Here is a 17,200-nt window from a genome sequence, read left to right as displayed (position 1 = left end):
ATCTTTAGGCTTAAAGATACAAAATCTTTAGGTAATAACAAAGCCCCAGCTTGTGAAAGTCGGGGCTTTGTGCTAAACAAAGAAGGTGTGCTTTTTGACACACCTTCCTACATTCCTAAAATCTGAAATCTCATTCGTGGCGGTGCTCCTTCAGGATGCGATGGGGCAGATTGCCGTGGCCCAGCAGCTCGATGGGACAGTTGAAGTTCTGTTCCAGCCACTCGCCCGTGATGCCCGTGTCGGGGTGGTAGTGGAGCGTCTCGTTGACGCAGGCGATGGACTTCACCTGCTGGAGCACGGTGCCGATGTCGTGGCTGACGAGGATGATGGCGCAGTCGCGGTTGATTTCGGCCAGCAGTTCGTAGAGGCGGGCTTCGAAGCGGCGGTCCAGATAGGTGGCGGGCTCGTCGAGGATGACCACTTCGGGGTCGGAGACGATGGCGCGTCCCAGCAGGGCGCGTTGCAGCTGTCCGCCGCTCAGGGCGCCGATGGCCTTCTGCTCCATGCCTTCCAGTCCCATGCGGGCGATGACGCGGGCGGCTCGCTGGCGTTCCTCGGCGGTATAGCGTGCGCTGAGGCCCTTGCGGCTGCTCAGGCCGGAGAGGATTACCTCTTGGACGGTGATGGGGAACTTGCGGTCGATGCTGACATACTGGGGCAGGTAACCGATGGTGAGCGACGCGTGGCTGTCCGCAGGGCGTTGCGGATGGAAGGCAATAGTGCCGCTTTGGGGTTTCAGCAGGCCGAGGATACAACGGATGAGCGTCGTCTTTCCGCCTCCGTTGGGACCGATGATGCCCAGGAAGTCACGGTCGTAGACGGTGAGGTCGACGTCGCGCAAGACGGTGCGTCCGTCGTATCCGGCGTTGAGGTGTTGTATTTCGATGAGAGTTTGCATAATGGATAATTGATAATGGAGAATGGATAGTTGGTGATTGAGGATAATTATCCATTATCAATTATCCATTATCAATTCACGAACCGTTTTCAGTATCTCTGCTTCCCAGTCGTAGGCCAGGGGGTTGATGTCCACCACGCGGGTGCCTGTCTGCCGGGCGATGAGCTCGGCGTTGCGGCGGTCGAACTCGGGTTGCACGAAGATGACGTGGATATTCTCTTCGCGGCAGGCATTGATGAGCTCCTTCAGGTGGGCGGGCGAGGGTTCCTTGCCTCCGTCCTCGATGGAGAGCTGCAGCAGGCCGTAGTCGCGGGCCAGGTAGCTGAGGGTGGGATGGTAGATCATGAAGGCATGGTCGGCTCCGGGCTGGGCGAGCATCTGGCGGCAGAGGCTGTCGGTGCGGTCGATGACGGTGCAGAGACTGTCGTAGCGTGCCAGGTAGTCGTCGCGGTGCTTGGTGTCGAGGGTGCAGAGGGCCTTGAACACGTTGGTCGCGATGATGCGGGCATTGGCGGGCGAGTTCCAGATGTGTGGCTCAGGGCCGTGGTGGGCATGGCCGTCTTCGGCGGCGTGCGGTTCCTCTTCGGGCAGTCCGTCGGGGAAGATGAGGTCGATGCCGTGCGAGGTGTCGAAGATTTGCAGGTGCGGGGCGTTGTCCGTCAGACGGTCCATCCACGTCTGTTCGAAGCCGATGAAGCCGATGCGCAGGTAGGCCGTACTCTGCGAGAGCGACATCAGCTGGGCGGGCGTGGGGTCGTAAGTCTCGGGGCTGCTCCCTTTGGGTACCATGCTGACCACGTCGAAGCGGTCGCCGGCGATGGCTTCGGTGAAGTAGCGCAAGGGTTCGATGGTGACGGTGATGACCGGCTTGTCGTCCGGGGTGTCCGCCTTCTTTTCTCCTCCCGGTTTGCAGGCGGCGAGCAGGAGGACGAGCATCCATATCGTATGTATTCTCTTCATTTTTCTGTTAAAATCTTTTGGAAAACGCACAAAGATACGAAGAATGTGTTAATTAACGGTAAAGTTCAGGCATATTTTCTGGAACATCGTTCGGCTTCGTGGCGCGCAGTATCTCCCGCTTTCCTCCCGGAGGTCCGGGGAGGCGCTCCATGCGGAAGCCGATGTCCTGCATCAGGCGGCGCACGGCGCCCTTGGCGCAATAGGTGGTCAGGATGCCGCCGGGCGTGAGGCAGCGGTAGAGGTTGCGGAAGACGGCGGGTGTCCAGAGGGCGGGCTGTTTTTCGGGTGCGAAGGCGTCGAAGTAGACCACGTCGCAGCGCAGGGGCGGGCGTTCGTCGTCGGCCTGCCATGAGGTCAGGTCGCGGCGCAGTTTCAGCAGGCGGAAGGTGGGTGTCAGGCAGACTTCCTCTTCCCACGGCGCTTCGTGCAGGAGGCGCAGGCGCGGGTCGTCGCTGTAGTGCAGGGCTTCCACTTCAGTCCAGGCCAGCGGATAGAGCTCGATGCCCGTGTAGCGGACGGGCCGTCCGGTGCGTTCGGCCTCCTGCAGGGTGAGCAGGGCGTTCAGGCCGGTGCCGAAGCCTGCTTCGAGGATGTGCGGGCAGGGTGCGGCGGAGGCCTTCAGCCCCATGTCGATGAAGATGTGCTGCGACTCGGTGCGGGCGCCTTTCACGGAGTGGTAATGCTCGTTCAGTTCGGGCACGTAGAGCGTGGCGCTGCCGTCTTCGGTCTGTTCAATGATTCTTTGCATAGTTCTTTTTCCCTATATGAATAGTCAGATGCCTACTGCCGAAATGGCCCCTTGGAGTGCCCACAGCATGGCAATGTAGCGGAGCAGCTTTCCGGCAAACATGGAGAGGGTGGTCAGCACGAAGTTGCTGCGCATGAATCCCAAGGCGATGGCAATGGCCTCGCCCACGAACGGAAGGAAAGCGAAGAAGGCCATCAGTGCGCCTTTTCCCTGGAGGAAGCGCATCATGCGCTCCACTTTTTCCTGCTTCACCTTGAAATACTTCTCAATCCATTCCGTCTTGCCCAACCGGCCCATGTAGTAGCACGTCAGCCCGCCTACCGTATTGCCCACGGCGGCTGAGAGCACGCAGAGCGTCGGGCTCAGGCCCAGCTTGACCAGGGCGACGAGCACCAGTTCGGAACTGAAGGGCAGGATACTGCCTGCCAGCAGTGCCGACAGGAAAAGGCCTGCGTATCCCCAGTCGATGAGGAGCTGTACGAGCGAGTCTATAAAAGCATCCATACGTGATAAACAAACATAACTGAAATTCCAATCAGGGAAATAACAAAAAATGCGTTGGAAAGTTTATTGCTAGTGAGTGCAAACAGATGGCCTGCCAGCATACTGACGATAATCAGCAACAAGGGGCAGAACGCTGTCAGCAGATAGGGCTGCAGTCCGATGCCGACAAAGAGGCAGGCACCGAAGAGAATCAGAAAATATAGATAGGCCCGTGTGCGGATTTTGTCTTCGTATCCGTTGAAGAAGTAGTGGAAGGCACTGGCGGTGAAGAGTAGGAAGAGAAACCCGAATGGAAACACCATCCAGGATTCGAAACCGTAACCGACGGGACGGAACAGATGTGTTTCATCGAGCAGTTGGTGGAAGAATGTGTGGGTGCTGCCTGTCAGCACGGTACAGCTCAACAGTATCCACCACGGCAGGATGAAGCCGATGATCGAGGCAAGCAGGCTTTTCAGATTGAGCGACTGGAAACTGGCTGCACCGATCCAGAGCAGAGGGACAAGCAGCAGGCTCTGGGGAACGAACAGACTGGCGATGCCCGCAAATGCAAAGGTATTGAATAGGGCCCCCGAAGACCTTTCCTGGCGGTAACTGCCAAACAGCTGGTAGAAGGCCGTGAGAAAACTGAGGGCGACCAGTAATCCGGGCAATTCGTCGTAGAGTTGCGGGACTGCGGTGGCCAAAAGTAGGAAAAGAAAACTCTGAATGGAAGTTCGGATACGGATGATGGCGAAAATGTTGTTCAGGTTGATCAGGAAGAACGTTGTCAGGACGTACAGAACAAAGCCGAGCAACGACGGGAAGATGCCTTGGGGAAGCCAGTTGCTTGCTTCCTTGAGCCAAAGCGGCCAGTTGGGGCCTTCCGTACCTGTGCCGGGCACCAGCGTAACAATTACCGTCCAGCAGATTGCGGAAATCAACAAAGCGGCAGGCAGGATGAACCTGCCTGTGGCCACTTTATTCTGAAAACGTTGACGCCTCATGCTTTAACGAGGGGTTACAGGTCGAAGCCGATGTCGCGGCGGAAGTACTTCTTCTCAAAGCTGATCAGGTCGGCTACGTGGTAGCTCTTCTGCAGGGCTTCTTCCTTGGTGTTGCCGTACGAGCAGACGGCAATAACGCGTCCGCCGTTGGTTACCACCTGTCCGTCCTTCAGCGCCGTACCGGCGTGGAAGAGGATACTGTCCGTGGCAGCTGCCTGCTCCAGACCGGTCATCACCTTGCCCTTCTCGTAGGCTTCGGGGTATCCGCCGCTGACGAGCATCACGCAGGCGGCCGTACGTGGGTCGAGAACCAGTTCCTTGGTGTCGAGGTTGCCGTCGCGCACACCTTCGAGCAGGTCTACCAGGTCGCTCTGGATGCGCAGCATCACGCTTTCCGTCTCGGGGTCGCCCATGCGGACGTTGTATTCGATGACCATCGGCTCGCCCTTCACGTTGATGAGGCCCAGGAAGATGAAGCCTTTGTAGAGGATGCCTTCCTCGATGAGGCCGTTCACGGTGGGCTCGATGATGCGGGTGCGTACTTTCTCCATGAAGACGTCGTCGGCAAAGGGAACGGGCGTTACGCTGCCCATGCCGCCGGTGTTCAGGCCCTTGTCACCCTCACCGATGCGTTTGTAGTCCTTGGCTACGGGCAACACCTTGTAGTTCTTGCCGTCGGTCAGCACGAAGACGGAACACTCGATGCCGCTGAGGAACTCCTCGATGACTACCGTTGCGCTGGCATCGCCGAACATGCCGCCCAGCATCTCGCGCAGTTCGCGCTTGGCTTCGTTCAGTGTGGGCAAGATGAGCACGCCCTTGCCGGCGCAGAGGCCGTCGGCCTTCAGTACGTAGGGGGCTTCGAGAGTTTCGAGGAAGGCGAGGCCTTCTTCCAGATTGGCGGCGGTGATGCTCTTGTAGCGGGCGGTGGGGATGCCGTGGCGCTGCATGAAGCCTTTGGCAAACTCCTTGCTGCCTTCGAGCGTGGCTCCGGCTTTCGTAGGGCCTATTACGGCGATGTGGCGTGTAGCTTCGTCTGCGGCAAAGTAGTCGTAGATGCCTTTCACCAGCGGGTCTTCGGGACCTACTACAATCATTTCCACTCCGTTCTTCAGGACGAAGTCCTTGATGGCGGGGAAGTCCGTGGCTTTGATGTCCACGTTCTCGCCGGCGGCGTGTGTGCCTGCGTTGCCCGGGGCGATGTAGAGCTTCTCCACTTTGGGGCTTTGGGCTATTTTCCATGCCAGGGCATGTTCGCGGCCGCCCGAGCCTAAGAGTAATATTTTCATGATGGATGTTAGTTATATTATTGTTGTTTTATCTACTGCTGGATAAAGTGCTTATCTGTTCCTGGATAAAGTGCTTATCTGTTTCCGGATAAGATGCTTATCTGTTCCTAGATAAAATGTTTATCTGCTTCCGGATAAGGTGTTTATCTGCCTGGGTATTTCAGATAGTCTTCGAAGTATCTTGTTATCTTCTCGTGCAGATGCACGCGGTCGCGGCCCAGCACGTTGTGCTTGTGGCCGGGGTAGATGAAGAGGTCGGGATACGTACGTGCGTCCACACAGGCTTTCATGAACGACAGGGTGTGCTGGGGCACGCAAGTGTCGTCGTGGTCGTCGTGGATAATCATCAGGTGGCCTTTGAGGTTGGGAGCCAGATTCTTCAGGTTGCACTGCTTGTAGCCTTCGGGGTTGGTCTGCGGTGTATCCATGTAGCGCTCGCCGTACATCACCTCATAGTAGCCCCAGTCGATGACGGGTCCGCCTGCCACGCCCACCTTGAAGAGGTCAGGGTAACGCAACATCAGGGCCGTGGTCATGTGGCCGCCGAAGCTCCATCCGTGTACGCCGATGCGGTTGCCGTCCACGTAGGGCAGCGACTGGAGGAACTCGACGCCTTTCACCTGGTCCTTGCCCTCCTCGATGCCGAGGTGGCGGAAGGTGCAGTTCTCAAACTCCAGGCCGCGGTTCGAACTGCCGCGGTTGTCCACGGTGAAGAGGATGTAGCCCTTGTTGGCCATGTAGAGGTTCCAGCCGCGGGCGGCGTAGTTCCAGTTGTTGACAATCATCTGGGCGTGCGGGCCGCCGTAGACATAGACGATGGCGGGATATTTCTTGGTCGGGTCGAAGTCGGCCGGCTTGATGAGGCGGTAGTAGAGATCGGTCTTGCCGTCGGCCGCCTTGAGGGTACCTACTTCCACGCTGGGCATCTTGAAACCCTCGAAAGGATTGGCGGCGGTGAGCAGGCGTACGGTCTCCTTGCCGTTGGCGGTGGAGGCGATGTTGATGGCGCGTGGCACGTCGGGAGCCGACCAGTTGTCCAGCAGGTACGTGCCCGAGGCGGAGAGTTGCGCGTTGTGTACGCCCAGTCCGTTGTCTATCGGAGTCAGCTTGCCGTTGGCGATGCTTACCTTATACAGATTGCTCTGCAGGGGCGACTCCTTGGTGGCGGCGATGATGACTTCCTTCTTCTTGGCGTTGAAGCCGAGGATGCTCTGCACGAGCCAGGGTCCGGAGGTGAGTTGTACACCTGCGACTCTCGTGGGAGTCTTTCCCTTTCCAGCCTTCTTGATAGTGTTCCACAATTTCTCTGCCTCTTCCTTCGTGAGTTCCTGGGGTTGGATGGCGTGGAGCCGTTCCAGGTCGTACAGGTAGAGGTGGTTATAGCCGTCACGCTGGCTCTGGTAGATGAACTTGTTGCTATCCCAGGGCAGGAAGACGATGGGTTGCTGCGGCTCCACGTACTTGGGGTGTCTTTCCTCGATGAGCACCTGCATCAGCTTGCCCGTCGCGACGTCGTACTGGCAGAGCTTGCTGTGGTTCTGGTCGCGGTTCAGCTCGATGAGGAAGAGGGTCTTCTCGTCGGGTGCCCATGCGATGTTGGTGAAGTAGCGGTCGGTGGGGTCTCCCGTGTTCAGGTAGACGGTATTGCCGTTGGCAGGGTTGTAGATGCCCACCTGCACCTTGTGGCTCGTCATGCCGGCCATGGGGTAGCGGATGTTGTTCACCTCACCCACGCGTGCGGTGATGTCTACCAGCGGATATTGGGTTACCATCGACTCGTCCATGCGGTAGAAGGCCAGCAGCGTGCCTTTCGGGCTCCAGAAGGTACCTTTCGAGATGCCGAACTCGTTGCGGTGAACGCTCTGTCCGCAGACGATGCCTTCGGGCTCGTCGGTCACCTGCTTGTTGTCCACGTAGAGGTTGTTCTTCAGGGTGTAGGCCACGTGTCCGCCTGCCACAGTATAGTCCGTGTTGGCGGCTTGCTTGTCGAAGGTCAGGATGTCGGTCGTTTTTCCGGCCTTCCAGTCATAAGTGATGTATCGGCCGGGCAGGGTGATGAGAAGTTTCGTCTGGTCTTCCCACGGTAGCTGTACGTTGTAGAGGTGCGACAGCTTGCCCAGCTTTTCAGCTTCGAGTGCCTGGTTGATGCTTTCGCGGGTCGTAAGCAATGTCTCCTTACCGTTCTTGGGGTTGACGGCCACGAGGGAGTCGATGCCCGGCTTGATGCACTGGTCGCCCCACCATTGCAGGCCGTAGAGGCTCTCGGCATAGCGGTAGGTCGCTCCGCCGGGGATGAGGTCTTCCAGCGTGGGGTATTTCAGTTCGTTTGTTGCAGTTTCTTGTGCCATAAGGTGAGTACCGGTCAGGGTGGTTGCTGCCATCAGCAGGGCCACCACGTTCTTACTGATTCTTTTCATCTTTTTTACTGAGATTGTCTTTAGGGTTGTTGCGTAGTTCTCTTCTTTTCCTTTCAGGGTACGACTCGCCCGAACGCGGTTTGCGTTCGCTCTTGAAGTCTTTCTTGAACTCCTTCTTTTCACGCGGAGCGAAGTCTTTCCGTTCGCCACGGGGTCTGAACTCTTTCTTTTCGCCGTCGCCAAAGCTGCGCCGTTCGCGGGGCTTGAAGTCCTTGTGGGGGGCGGCAGGGCGGCGTTCGCGCTGTTCCTTGTCCAGCTCCTCACCCTCGGCGCGGAAGTCCTTGTACTTGCCGTCGAAGATTTCGTACTTGCGGAACTGGCATTCCAGGGCACCATTGAAGAGCGGAATGCGTGCGCTAGCCTTCAGGCCTATCTGGTCGAAGCATTCGTCGCGGTAGGAGAGTATCCAGGCAGTGTTGCCCGTAAAGGCGTGTTTCAGGCGTTCACCTATCATCTCGTAGAGGCCCAGCAGGTCGTCCGTCGAGATGCGTTCGCCGTAGGGCGGGTTGGTGATGATGATGGATTTCTCCTGCGGCTGCTCGAATTGCTGGAAGGGTTGCAGCTTCAGGACGATGTCTTTCGTGACACCCGCCGCCTTGACGTTGTGGGTGGCTATTTCGTTGGCTTTCGGATTGTTGTCGTATCCGTATATCTTGTGAGCGAACTCACGTTCCTGGCTGTCATCGTTGTAGATGGCATCGAAGAGGTCGCGGTCGAAGTCGGGCCACTTCTCGAAGGCAAATTCCTGACGGAAGACGCCGGGTGCGATGTTGCGGGCGATGAGGGCTGCTTCGATGGGGATGGTACCCGAACCGCACATGGGGTCAATGAGGTCGCATTCTCCCCTCCATCCTGTCATCAGAATCATGCCAGCGGCCAGCACTTCGTTCAGCGGAGCCTCGACGGCCTCCTGGCGATAGCCGCGGCGGTGGAGTGACTCGCCACTCGAATCGAGCGACAGAGTACAGGTATTTTCGGCAATGTGGATGTTCAGTAACACGTCGGGCTTGTTGATGCGCACGTTGGGTCGTTTGCCCGTCTTCTCGCGGAAGTAGTCGACGATGGCGTCCTTCACGCGATAGGATACGAACTTGCTATGGCGGAACTCTTCGCTAAACACGACGGCATCTACGGCAAACGACTTGTCCGTCGTCAGATAGTCTTCCCAGCGGATGGCCTTCACCTCGTTGTACACCTCGTCGGCATCGTGAGCGGTGAAGTGCTTCAGCGGCTTCAGGATGCGGATGGCGGTACGCAGGCAGAAGTTGGCTTTGTAAAGCATGGTTTTGTCACCCGTAAAAGATACCATTCTTCGGCCTATCTCTATGTTATCGGCACCTAGTTCCGTCAGTTCCTGTGCCAGTATTTCTTCCAGACCTTGGAAGGTCTTGGCTATCATCTCAAAAGAAGATTGTTCGCTCATTTCTATTTATTTCAGATTTCAGAATTCAGATTTTAATGTTTCTTTCCCTCGTGCGCCTTTATTTCTTGGCTTTGGTCTGCACGATACGTGCGCCGGCGGGTACGTCTTCGGTCACCCAGATATTGCCGCCCACGGTCGCTCCACGTCCCACGGTGATGCGTCCCAGAATGGTGGCGTTGGAGTAGACGATGACGTCGTCTTCCAGAATGGGATGGCGGGGGATACCCTTGATGGGCTTGCCGTCGGCATCGAGGGGGAAGCTCTTGGCACCCAGCGTGACGCCCTGGTAAAGCTTGACGTTGTTGCCGATGATACAGGTCTCGCCGATAACCACACCCGTGCCGTGGTCGATGGTAAAGTGGTGGCCTATCTGTGCGCCCGGATGGATGTCGATACCCGTCTCGCTATGTGCCATTTCGGTGATGATGCGGGGGATGAGGGGTACGCCGAGGCACAGCAACTGGTGGGCCATGCGATAGTTGCTGATGGCGCGGATGGCCGGATAGCAGCTGATGACTTCGCCGAAAGAGTGGGCGGCGGGGTCACCGTTGTAGGCGGCTTCGACGTCGGTGGCCAGGATGCGGCGCATTTCGGGCAGGGTGGCGATGAAGCCTGCCGCCTTCTCGGCTGCCTGCTGGCGGAGCTGCTCGGTGCAGCAGCCGTCCTCCTGCCCGTCGCCTGCAAAACAGAGGCCGGCCAATATCTGTTCGGTCAGCTGGTCGAAGAGTTGTTCGACGTAGACACCGATGTGGTATTTCAGTGTACGGCTGTTCACGTTCGAGATGCCGAAGTAGCCGGGGAAGACGATAGCGCGCGTCAGTTCGACGATTTGCTGCAATGCCTTGCCCGACGGGAGCGGATTGCCGTCCGTATGCTGGTGGAAAAGGCCTTTGTAGGACTCGCTTTCCGAAAGCTCGTCTACCGTCTGTGCCAAAATGTGGGTAAAGTTGAGTGGACTCATCCGAATATCCTTATATGGTTCGTAAAGTGGCAACAAAGGTAGCAAAAACTTGCCAAATATCCTACATCCTCTTCATTTATAGCTCGCTCGGGCGCAAACCGAACGACTTGCCGGTCATCTGCTTCACACGGACACGCCATACGACCACGTTGCGCACGGCCGGGTCGCCCATCGTGCAGGGATAGTCGGTGTAGTGCTTCATCAGGAGGGTGAGGATGCGTCGCTTCACGTCCATGTCGTCTACAAATTCGACACGTCCGCGGCAGATGACGCTACGGCTCTTCATGCTGTACGAGCAGGCCACCTGCTGGTGCATCCACACCAGTTCGTGTCCGTCGCAGAAGGTGATGCACACGTCAGGATGTTGGCGGGTCATTTCTAGTTTGCCGCCGTCGGGGCCGGAGTGTAGGTAGATGATGCCTTTTTCGTAAGCAAAGTTCATGGGGATGACGTAAGGATGGCCGTCCGCATCGGTGATGCCTACCATGCAATAAGGACATTGACGGATGATGTTTTCTATTTCTTTTGAATCGGTGATACTGATAGTTTTCATGTATTTGTTTTTTGTGGCAAAGTTACAGGTTTGCGGGGAAAAAACAAGAAGATTGTCGTGCAATCATGGGGAAAATAGTAAACATTGCTTTTCTACGCCTTTCGGTTTGCTGTTTCGGGGCTTTTCAGTATTGTGGAGCAGATGTGGCTTCTTATTTCTTTCTTTTGTCGCTTTTATACCTTAATTAAATACATGGGTTTGGGAAATTCTTTTTTTAAGAGCAGATTGCATTTTTTTGCTTGTTTGCTTTGCTTGTATATGATTTGTCTATAGGTTTGCACGCTGCACGAGAGGAAGATGGGTCATTGCGCGCAGATTCGCTTCTTTTCTGATAAAAAATTATTAAATTAAAGTTACATGAAATTAAAACCCTTTTTACCGCTAATCAGCTTGCTGATGCTGTTTGTCTTTACTTCTTGTAATGATGATGAAGAAGTCAACAGTGCATACCTGGACCTTAGCAAGCAAGTATTGACGCTGACCGAAGGCGAAGCTACGACTTCTACCTTTTCCTTCAGTGTGAAGGCATCTGATGCCAATATTCCTTACCTATGTCTTTATGTAGACAAGCAAACTATTGATCAAGTATCGAAAGGTGAACTGACAGCTTTCTTGATGGATAACCTTAAGAAACAAGCTGAAGCTAAAGACACTCCATTCGAGCAATATGTTTCTTCCATTAGTTTGAAGGGCGATCAGACAGATTTGAAGATAGAAAATCTGCTTCCTGGTCGTATTTATGAACTGGTTGTGTTTGCCGTCGACGGTACGCGTGCTGCTGAGCAGGCCGAATATCTGTTCTTCCAGACGGAAATTGCAGAACCGGTTGACTGTTCGTTCGATGTACAGGTATCTGACATTACAGATAAAACGGCACAGTTTGCCGTGAAACCTTCCAATAAGGAAGTGGATTATTATTTCTGCACCTTCCCGAAAGCTACTTACCAACAGGCAGTAGATATGGGATGGGACAATCTGCAGATTCTCAATACCTATTTCGGTGAGGAGATGAACCATCGGGTATCCGAACTGGCCCCTGACGGTAATATTACTCCTGAAGTAATAGACCAACTCCTGAAGCAACTTTTCCATCAAGGTGACTTGACATTGAATGCATCGGGTTTGCAGAACAATACCGAATACATATGGATGACGGCTGCCTTCAAGACAGTAGAAGTAGATGGAGCTTTGACTTTCGTTATTGTTTCCGAACCTGCAACCGGTTCTTACACAACAGATAAGGGAGACAGCAGCATGATCGATATGAAATTCGATATACAGGTGACAGATGTAACGGCTACATCAGCCAAAATCAAAGTAGTGCCTGAAGATCTGGAGCAGACCTACATCTGGTGTTATGACCCTTACGATGAGTCGACCAAGGATATGACTCCTATGCAGATTGCCGAACAGTTCGTAAGATCACAAGGCCCGTTCGTTGGTTTTGTGGTAAAGAGCGGTATACAGGAAGCCCCTGCTGCTACATTGACTCCTGGCGTGAAACACTATGTATTGGCTTTTGCCTACAATATAGGTACAGGTATCGTTAGCGAGCCGCAATGTTATGAGTTCAATGCCAATCCTTCTGAGGGTGATCCCTCGAAGATGACATTCTCATACAGCATTAATTCTCTTGTTCCCTATCAGGTTGATTTCAATATCATTCCTTCTGACGAGACATTGCCTTATACAAGTCTGCTGATGCCCGACGAGGACTATAACGAAGCCGAGGCAAAGGCTGCCATCGAGGAAGAAGTAAAACTGGCCTATCAGGAAAGTCTGCGTTTCGACCCCGAGAAGCCTATGAGCACCTTCCTGTATGAAAGCTATTACCGTCCGGGTTCACGTTATAGCAATGTTTATAAGAACCTTACTCCGGGCAAGTCATATACGCTGAGTTACTTTGCTTTGAACAACGAAGGAAAGGTAGCCCGTGTACAGGCTGACAAGTCGTTTATTACGGCTCCGCAATTCTCGGATGCAGAGATCAAGGGAGAATGCTTGGGTTACTTTGACGGTAACGAAGAGGCCGGCAAAATATTCGGTGATTCGGCTGCTACCGCAGGTCGTGCTATTGTCGTGATGCGTTTCACTCCTTCGGAAGGTACGAAAGATCCCCGATACATCTTAGTAGACAAGGTGTACGAACAGATGAGTGACGTGGAACTGTATACATCTTTCAACTGGACCAGCATCTCTGCCGAACGGAATTATTATGCCTATGTCCTGAGCGACTGGAATACGAACTACTCCTGCTTCATGTCTGTAAAAAATGAAGAGGGTGTTGACAGCAAGGTAGAGCGTCTGTCTATCGGCCAGCTTATTCAGGCCAATGCGGGCAACATTGAAGATCTGAAGAAAATCATCAATGATGCCAACGCCGGTACTAAGGCATTGAATCTGCCCAACCAGAAGATTGCCGCACAGACGGAAAAAGGAAACAAGAACCAGGTGCAGATACCTTACCGTCCAGCTGAAATGAAGCAGCAGGCCGTTGCTGGCCAGCCGATGACTTTCGGTCGCGAATTCTATCTGCCGGTAGTCAACTCTGTGAAGAAATAAACGTGTACAACCATTTAAACAAGAAAAAATGAAACTTAAACTGATATATCTGTTGTCATTCTTCTGCCTGCTCATGGCCGGGTGTAGCGATGACGATCCCGCATTGGTACTTTCGCAGACCGAATTCAAGGAAATCGCCAGTGAAGGAGGTGTTTGCAAGATAGAGATTTCGACCGCTGACGAATGGACTGCCACCAGCGACAACGACTGGTGCAAAGTGTCGAAGGAAGAGGGCGTGTTGAGCCACACGCTGGTCGTGGACGTTGAAGGCAACCTGGGAGAGGCTCGTACGGGCCAGGTGACCGTCAGTTCGCTGGGTGTTGACTATGTCATCACCATCAGCCAGCAGGGACTGGAAGAAGGAAAGGAACTGAAATACCGCATTCCCATCGTCTTCCACGTTATCTATGCCGATGAGAAAGATTCAACTCAGAACATTCCGGCATCGACCATTTACGCAATGCTCGACGATGTGAACCAGATGTACCTCAATGCAGGCGGTACCAATACGGTAGACCTGAACATGGAATTCGTTCTGGCTGAAACCGACCCTCAGGGCAACCTGCTGAAGGAGCCGGGAATCGACCGTGTGAAGTGGCTGACTGCCGAACTCGATCCGGCTGACGTGATGGAAGACAATACACGCAAGTATGTGCACTTCCTGTGGGAGCCCAACGACTACGTCAACGTGCTGATATACCGCTTTACGGCCAACAACATCTTGGGTATCTCTACTTTCCCTTATACGACGGCTTCGCATCCGATGGACGGAACCGATGTGCTTCCCGACATGAACATCTCGCTGGCCAACCTTACCTACGTGCGCGGCGTGTCCATCAACAGCTCTTTCGTAGGCAATGTGGACGATGCTCTGACTCCCTATGCTCCTGAAAGCTATAAGGAAATCATCACGAAGCAGGTAGACGACGGTATCACGCTGGCTCACGAGCTGGGACACTACTTCGGCCTGCGTCACGCCTTCTCCGAGGCAAACGTTGGATGCCTGGATACAGACTTCTGCGGAGACACGCCGAGCTACAACTATCAGGACTACACCATGTTTGTACAAGGCATCTACCAGCAGATGGGCGAGGAAGGCTATGCCGCCAGCTTCGACTGGGATAGCCTCTTCAAGCGTACGAACTGCCGTACCGGCGAAGAGTTCACTTCACACAACATCATGGACTATGCCTACAGCTACCTGGATGAGTTTACGGCCGACCAACGTCTGCGCGTTCGCCACGTGCTGGACTACAGCCCCATGATTCCGGGTCCGAAGCAGACACGCGCCTACCTGAACACAAAAGCCGTGTCCGATGGTCCGATGGACCTGCCGTTCTCCGTATCCGACTGCGGTCCGCGCGGCCTGATGCTGAAACACTAATCGGTCAGCTGATTTGAGGAATACAGACAAAGCAGGCGCTTCCTACGGCGGAACTTCAGTTCCCTGCGCAGGAAACGCCTGTTTCTTATACTAGGAAACGCCCGTTCCCCTTAAAGGAAACAGGCGTTCCCTTTAAATGGTAACGGTCGTTCCCTTCAATGGTAACGACCGTTACCTTATAGGGGATACAGCTCCGCCTGCCTTGGGCCGGCGGTATCTCCTTATTCTTCGAGGGCAAAGTCCAGCTGTTTCTTCTCCAGATTGGCGCGGGCCACGCGGATGGTGATGGGGTCGCCTAGGCTGTAGGTGCGGTTCTTGCGACGGCCGCGCAGGCAGTAGTTCTTCTCGTCGAACTCGTAGTAATCGTCATCGAGGTCGCGGATGGGTATCATGCCCTCGCACTTGTTCTCGTTCAGCTCCACGTAGAGGCCCCATTCGGTGACGCCTGAGATGACACCGTCGTACACCTGGCCGAGGCGTTCGGTCATGAACTCTACCTGCTTGTACTTCACGCTGGAGCGTTCGGCGCTGGCGGCCAGCTGCTCCATGGCGCTGGAGTGTTCGCACAGGGCTTCGTACTTCTTCTCGCTGACCGTGCGGCCGTGCTCGTCGAGGTACTTCGTGAGGAGGCGGTGTACCATCATGTCGGGGTAGCGGCGGATGGGCGAAGTGAAGTGCGTGTAGTAGTCGAAGGCCAGGCCGTAGTGGCCGATGTTGTGCACGGAGTAGCGTGCCTTCTGCATGGCGCGGATGGAGACGGTCTCGATGAGGTTCTCCTCCTTCTTGCCCTGTATGTCGTCCAGCAGGTGGTTGATGGATTTGGATACGTCGGTCTTCGTGCCCGTTGTGCGCAGCTTGTAGCCGAAGCGGGCGATGAACTGGGCCAGCGTGTCGAGCTTCTCGGGGTCGGGCAGGTCGTGGATGCGGTAGGGGAATACTTTGGCCTTCTTGCCCTTGGGCACGCGGCCTATCTTCTCGGCCACGGTACGGTTAGCCAGCAGCATGAACTCCTCGACCAGCTTGTTGGCGTCCTTCGACACCTTGAAGTAGACACTGATGGGTTTGCCCTTCTCGTCTATCTCGAACTTCACCTCGTAGCGGTCGAAGTTGATGGCTCCGGCGGCGAAGCGGCGTTCGCGCAGCTGCTTGGCCAGGCGGTCCAGCTGGAGCACTTCTTCCTTGTAGTCGCCTTCACCCGTCTCGATAATCTGCTGGGCCTCTTCGTAGGTGAAGCGGCGGTCGCTCTTGATGACGGTGTGTACCACGTGGGCATCCTTCACCTCAGCCTTGTCGTTCATCTGGAAGACGACGGAGTAGGCCAGTTTCTCCTCATCGGGGCGGAGGGAGCAGATGTAGTTGCAGAGGCGTTCGGGCAGCATCGGGATGGTGCGGTCCACGAGATAGACCGACGTGGCGCGCTTCTCGGCCTCCTTGTCGATGAGGCCGCCTTCCTTGACGTAGTGGGTCACGTCGGCAATGTGTACACCCACTTCCCACAAGCCGTCCTTCAGGCGGCGGATGGAGAGGGCGTCGTCGAAGTCTTTGGCGTCCTTGGGGTCGATGGTGAAGGTCGTGACGGAGCGGAAGTCCTCGCGGCGGGCTATCTCTTCGGCGGGAATCTCGTCGGGGATGCGTTCGGCTGCCTTCTCTACGGCTGTCGGATAGCTGTAGGGTAGGCCGTATTCGGCCAGGATGGCGTGCATTTCGGTAGTGTTGTCGCCCGCACGGCCCAGGATGTCGATAACCTGCCCGATGGGGTTCTTGGCCTTGTCCGGCCATTCGACGACCTTCACCACGGCCTTGTCGCCGCTTTTGCCGCCTTTCAGTTTGTCTTTGGGGATGAAGATGTCGTTGGCCAGCGTGCGGTTTTCGGTGACGAGGAAGGCATACGACTTGGTCACTTCGAGCGTGCCCACAAAGGTGTCGTTGGCCCGCTCCAATATCTCGATGACCTCACCCTCGGCGCTGCGTCCGCGGCGTTTGGCATAGAAGGCTATCTTCACGCGGTCGCCGGCCATGGCGTGGGCCGAGTTGCGTTCGGCAATGAAGATGGGGTCGCCTCCGCCGTCGGGGATGAAGGAGTTCTTGCCGTTGCTCTTGCGCTGGAAGATACCCGTCATCTCCACACCGTGGAGGTTGAGTTTGTATTTGTTCTTTTCCGTTTCGTTGATGTAGTCGTCGTCCTGCAGTTCGTGGAGCACGTCCATGCAGAGCATTTTCAGCGGATGGGTAGTCAGGTGAAGCTGGTCGAAGATGTATTTCAGGGGCAGCACTTCGCCCTGTTTTTGGTGGAAGAAGTCGAGTAGAGCTTTTACGAGCTCCTTCTTGGTCATGCGTTTGCCGGCCTTTTTCTCTTTCTTTTCTTTTTTCTTTCCCATAATGGTAGGTTGTTTTATCAGGTTTGGTGGGATGAACCCTTGCAAAGGTAACAAACTTTTGTATTCGGTAGTTCAGACAGTCTCTAAATTCTTGTCTTTGTGCAGAAATTGCAGGTCAAAAGGAGAGTGATAACAGA

At 55.1% G+C, this 17,200-nt stretch carries 13 protein-coding genes; 2 read left to right on the top strand and 11 right to left on the bottom strand.

Going from position 1 to position 17,200, the window contains the following annotated elements; genetic code table 11:
• Nucleotides 1–130 precede the first annotated feature (130 nt).
• The 10 genes from HF894_RS12150 to HF894_RS12105 all read right to left on the bottom strand — a co-directional run bounded on the left by HF894_RS12150 (nt 131) and on the right by HF894_RS12105 (nt 10,739).
• On the bottom strand, nt 131–898 hold the full coding sequence (locus HF894_RS12150) for a metal ABC transporter ATP-binding protein (protein ID WP_204972666.1): 768 nt from the start codon (nt 896–898) through the stop codon (nt 131–133).
• 57 nt (nt 899–955) lie between these two features.
• The gene (locus tag HF894_RS12145) at nt 956–1,858 is read right to left on the bottom strand and encodes a metal ABC transporter solute-binding protein, Zn/Mn family (protein ID WP_204972663.1); all 903 of its coding nucleotides are present in this window, start codon (nt 1,856–1,858) and stop codon (nt 956–958) included.
• Nucleotides 1,859–1,910: 52 nt separating this feature from the next.
• Entirely contained in the window at nt 1,911–2,606 is a 696-nt protein-coding gene (gene mnmD / locus HF894_RS12140) for a tRNA (5-methylaminomethyl-2-thiouridine)(34)-methyltransferase MnmD (RefSeq protein ID WP_204972655.1), read from the bottom strand.
• 24 nt (nt 2,607–2,630) lie between these two features.
• Entirely contained in the window at nt 2,631–3,110 is a 480-nt protein-coding gene (locus HF894_RS12135) for a YqaA family protein (RefSeq protein ID WP_021847004.1), read from the bottom strand.
• Complete coding sequence (locus HF894_RS12130; RefSeq protein WP_204972653.1) at nt 3,095–4,096, bottom strand: hypothetical protein; 1,002 nt, start codon at nt 4,094–4,096, stop codon at nt 3,095–3,097. The genes HF894_RS12135 and HF894_RS12130 overlap by 16 nt, the downstream gene beginning before the upstream one ends.
• 14 nt (nt 4,097–4,110) lie before the next feature.
• Complete coding sequence (purD, locus tag HF894_RS12125; RefSeq protein ID WP_204972651.1) at nt 4,111–5,385, bottom strand: phosphoribosylamine--glycine ligase; 1,275 nt, start codon at nt 5,383–5,385, stop codon at nt 4,111–4,113.
• Between the two features lie 143 nt (nt 5,386–5,528).
• A complete protein-coding gene (locus tag HF894_RS12120; RefSeq protein ID WP_204972649.1) occupies nt 5,529–7,802 on the bottom strand; it encodes a S9 family peptidase in 2,274 nt (757 codons plus the stop codon).
• Nucleotides 7,786–9,225, bottom strand: coding sequence for a THUMP domain-containing class I SAM-dependent RNA methyltransferase (locus HF894_RS12115; RefSeq protein WP_204972648.1), 1,440 nt, complete (start codon nt 9,223–9,225; stop codon nt 7,786–7,788). Before HF894_RS12115 ends, HF894_RS12120 begins: the two co-directional genes overlap by 17 nt.
• Nucleotides 9,226–9,283: 58 nt before the next feature.
• Entirely contained in the window at nt 9,284–10,186 is a 903-nt protein-coding gene (locus tag HF894_RS12110; protein ID WP_075318162.1) for a serine O-acetyltransferase, read from the bottom strand.
• 76 nt (nt 10,187–10,262) lie between these two features.
• Complete coding sequence (locus HF894_RS12105) at nt 10,263–10,739, bottom strand: pyridoxamine 5'-phosphate oxidase family protein (protein ID WP_204972646.1); 477 nt, start codon at nt 10,737–10,739, stop codon at nt 10,263–10,265.
• Nucleotides 10,740–11,096: 357 nt separating this feature from the next.
• Between HF894_RS12105 and HF894_RS12100 the strand changes: the two genes are divergently transcribed.
• Entirely contained in the window at nt 11,097–13,301 is a 2,205-nt protein-coding gene (locus tag HF894_RS12100; RefSeq protein ID WP_204972644.1) for a hypothetical protein, read from the top strand.
• A gap of 28 nt (nt 13,302–13,329) precedes the next feature.
• Complete coding sequence (locus tag HF894_RS12095; RefSeq protein ID WP_204972642.1) at nt 13,330–14,685, top strand: zinc-dependent metalloproteinase lipoprotein; 1,356 nt, start codon at nt 13,330–13,332, stop codon at nt 14,683–14,685.
• Between the two features lie 221 nt (nt 14,686–14,906).
• Here the strand turns inward: HF894_RS12095 and rnr are convergent, their stop codons facing one another.
• Nucleotides 14,907–17,063: a ribonuclease R gene (gene rnr / locus HF894_RS12090; RefSeq protein ID WP_204972640.1), complete on the bottom strand. Its 2,157-nt coding sequence runs from the start codon at nt 17,061–17,063 to the stop codon at nt 14,907–14,909.
• Nucleotides 17,064–17,200 lie beyond the last annotated feature (137 nt).

Origin of the sequence: Caecibacteroides pullorum, from assembly GCF_019239235.1 — a bacterium.
Taxonomy (GTDB): Bacteria; Bacteroidota; Bacteroidia; order Bacteroidales; family Bacteroidaceae; genus Bacteroides; species Bacteroides pullorum.
Note: the sequence above shows the minus strand (reverse complement) of the source record. Positions and strands in the feature narration are given on the sequence as shown.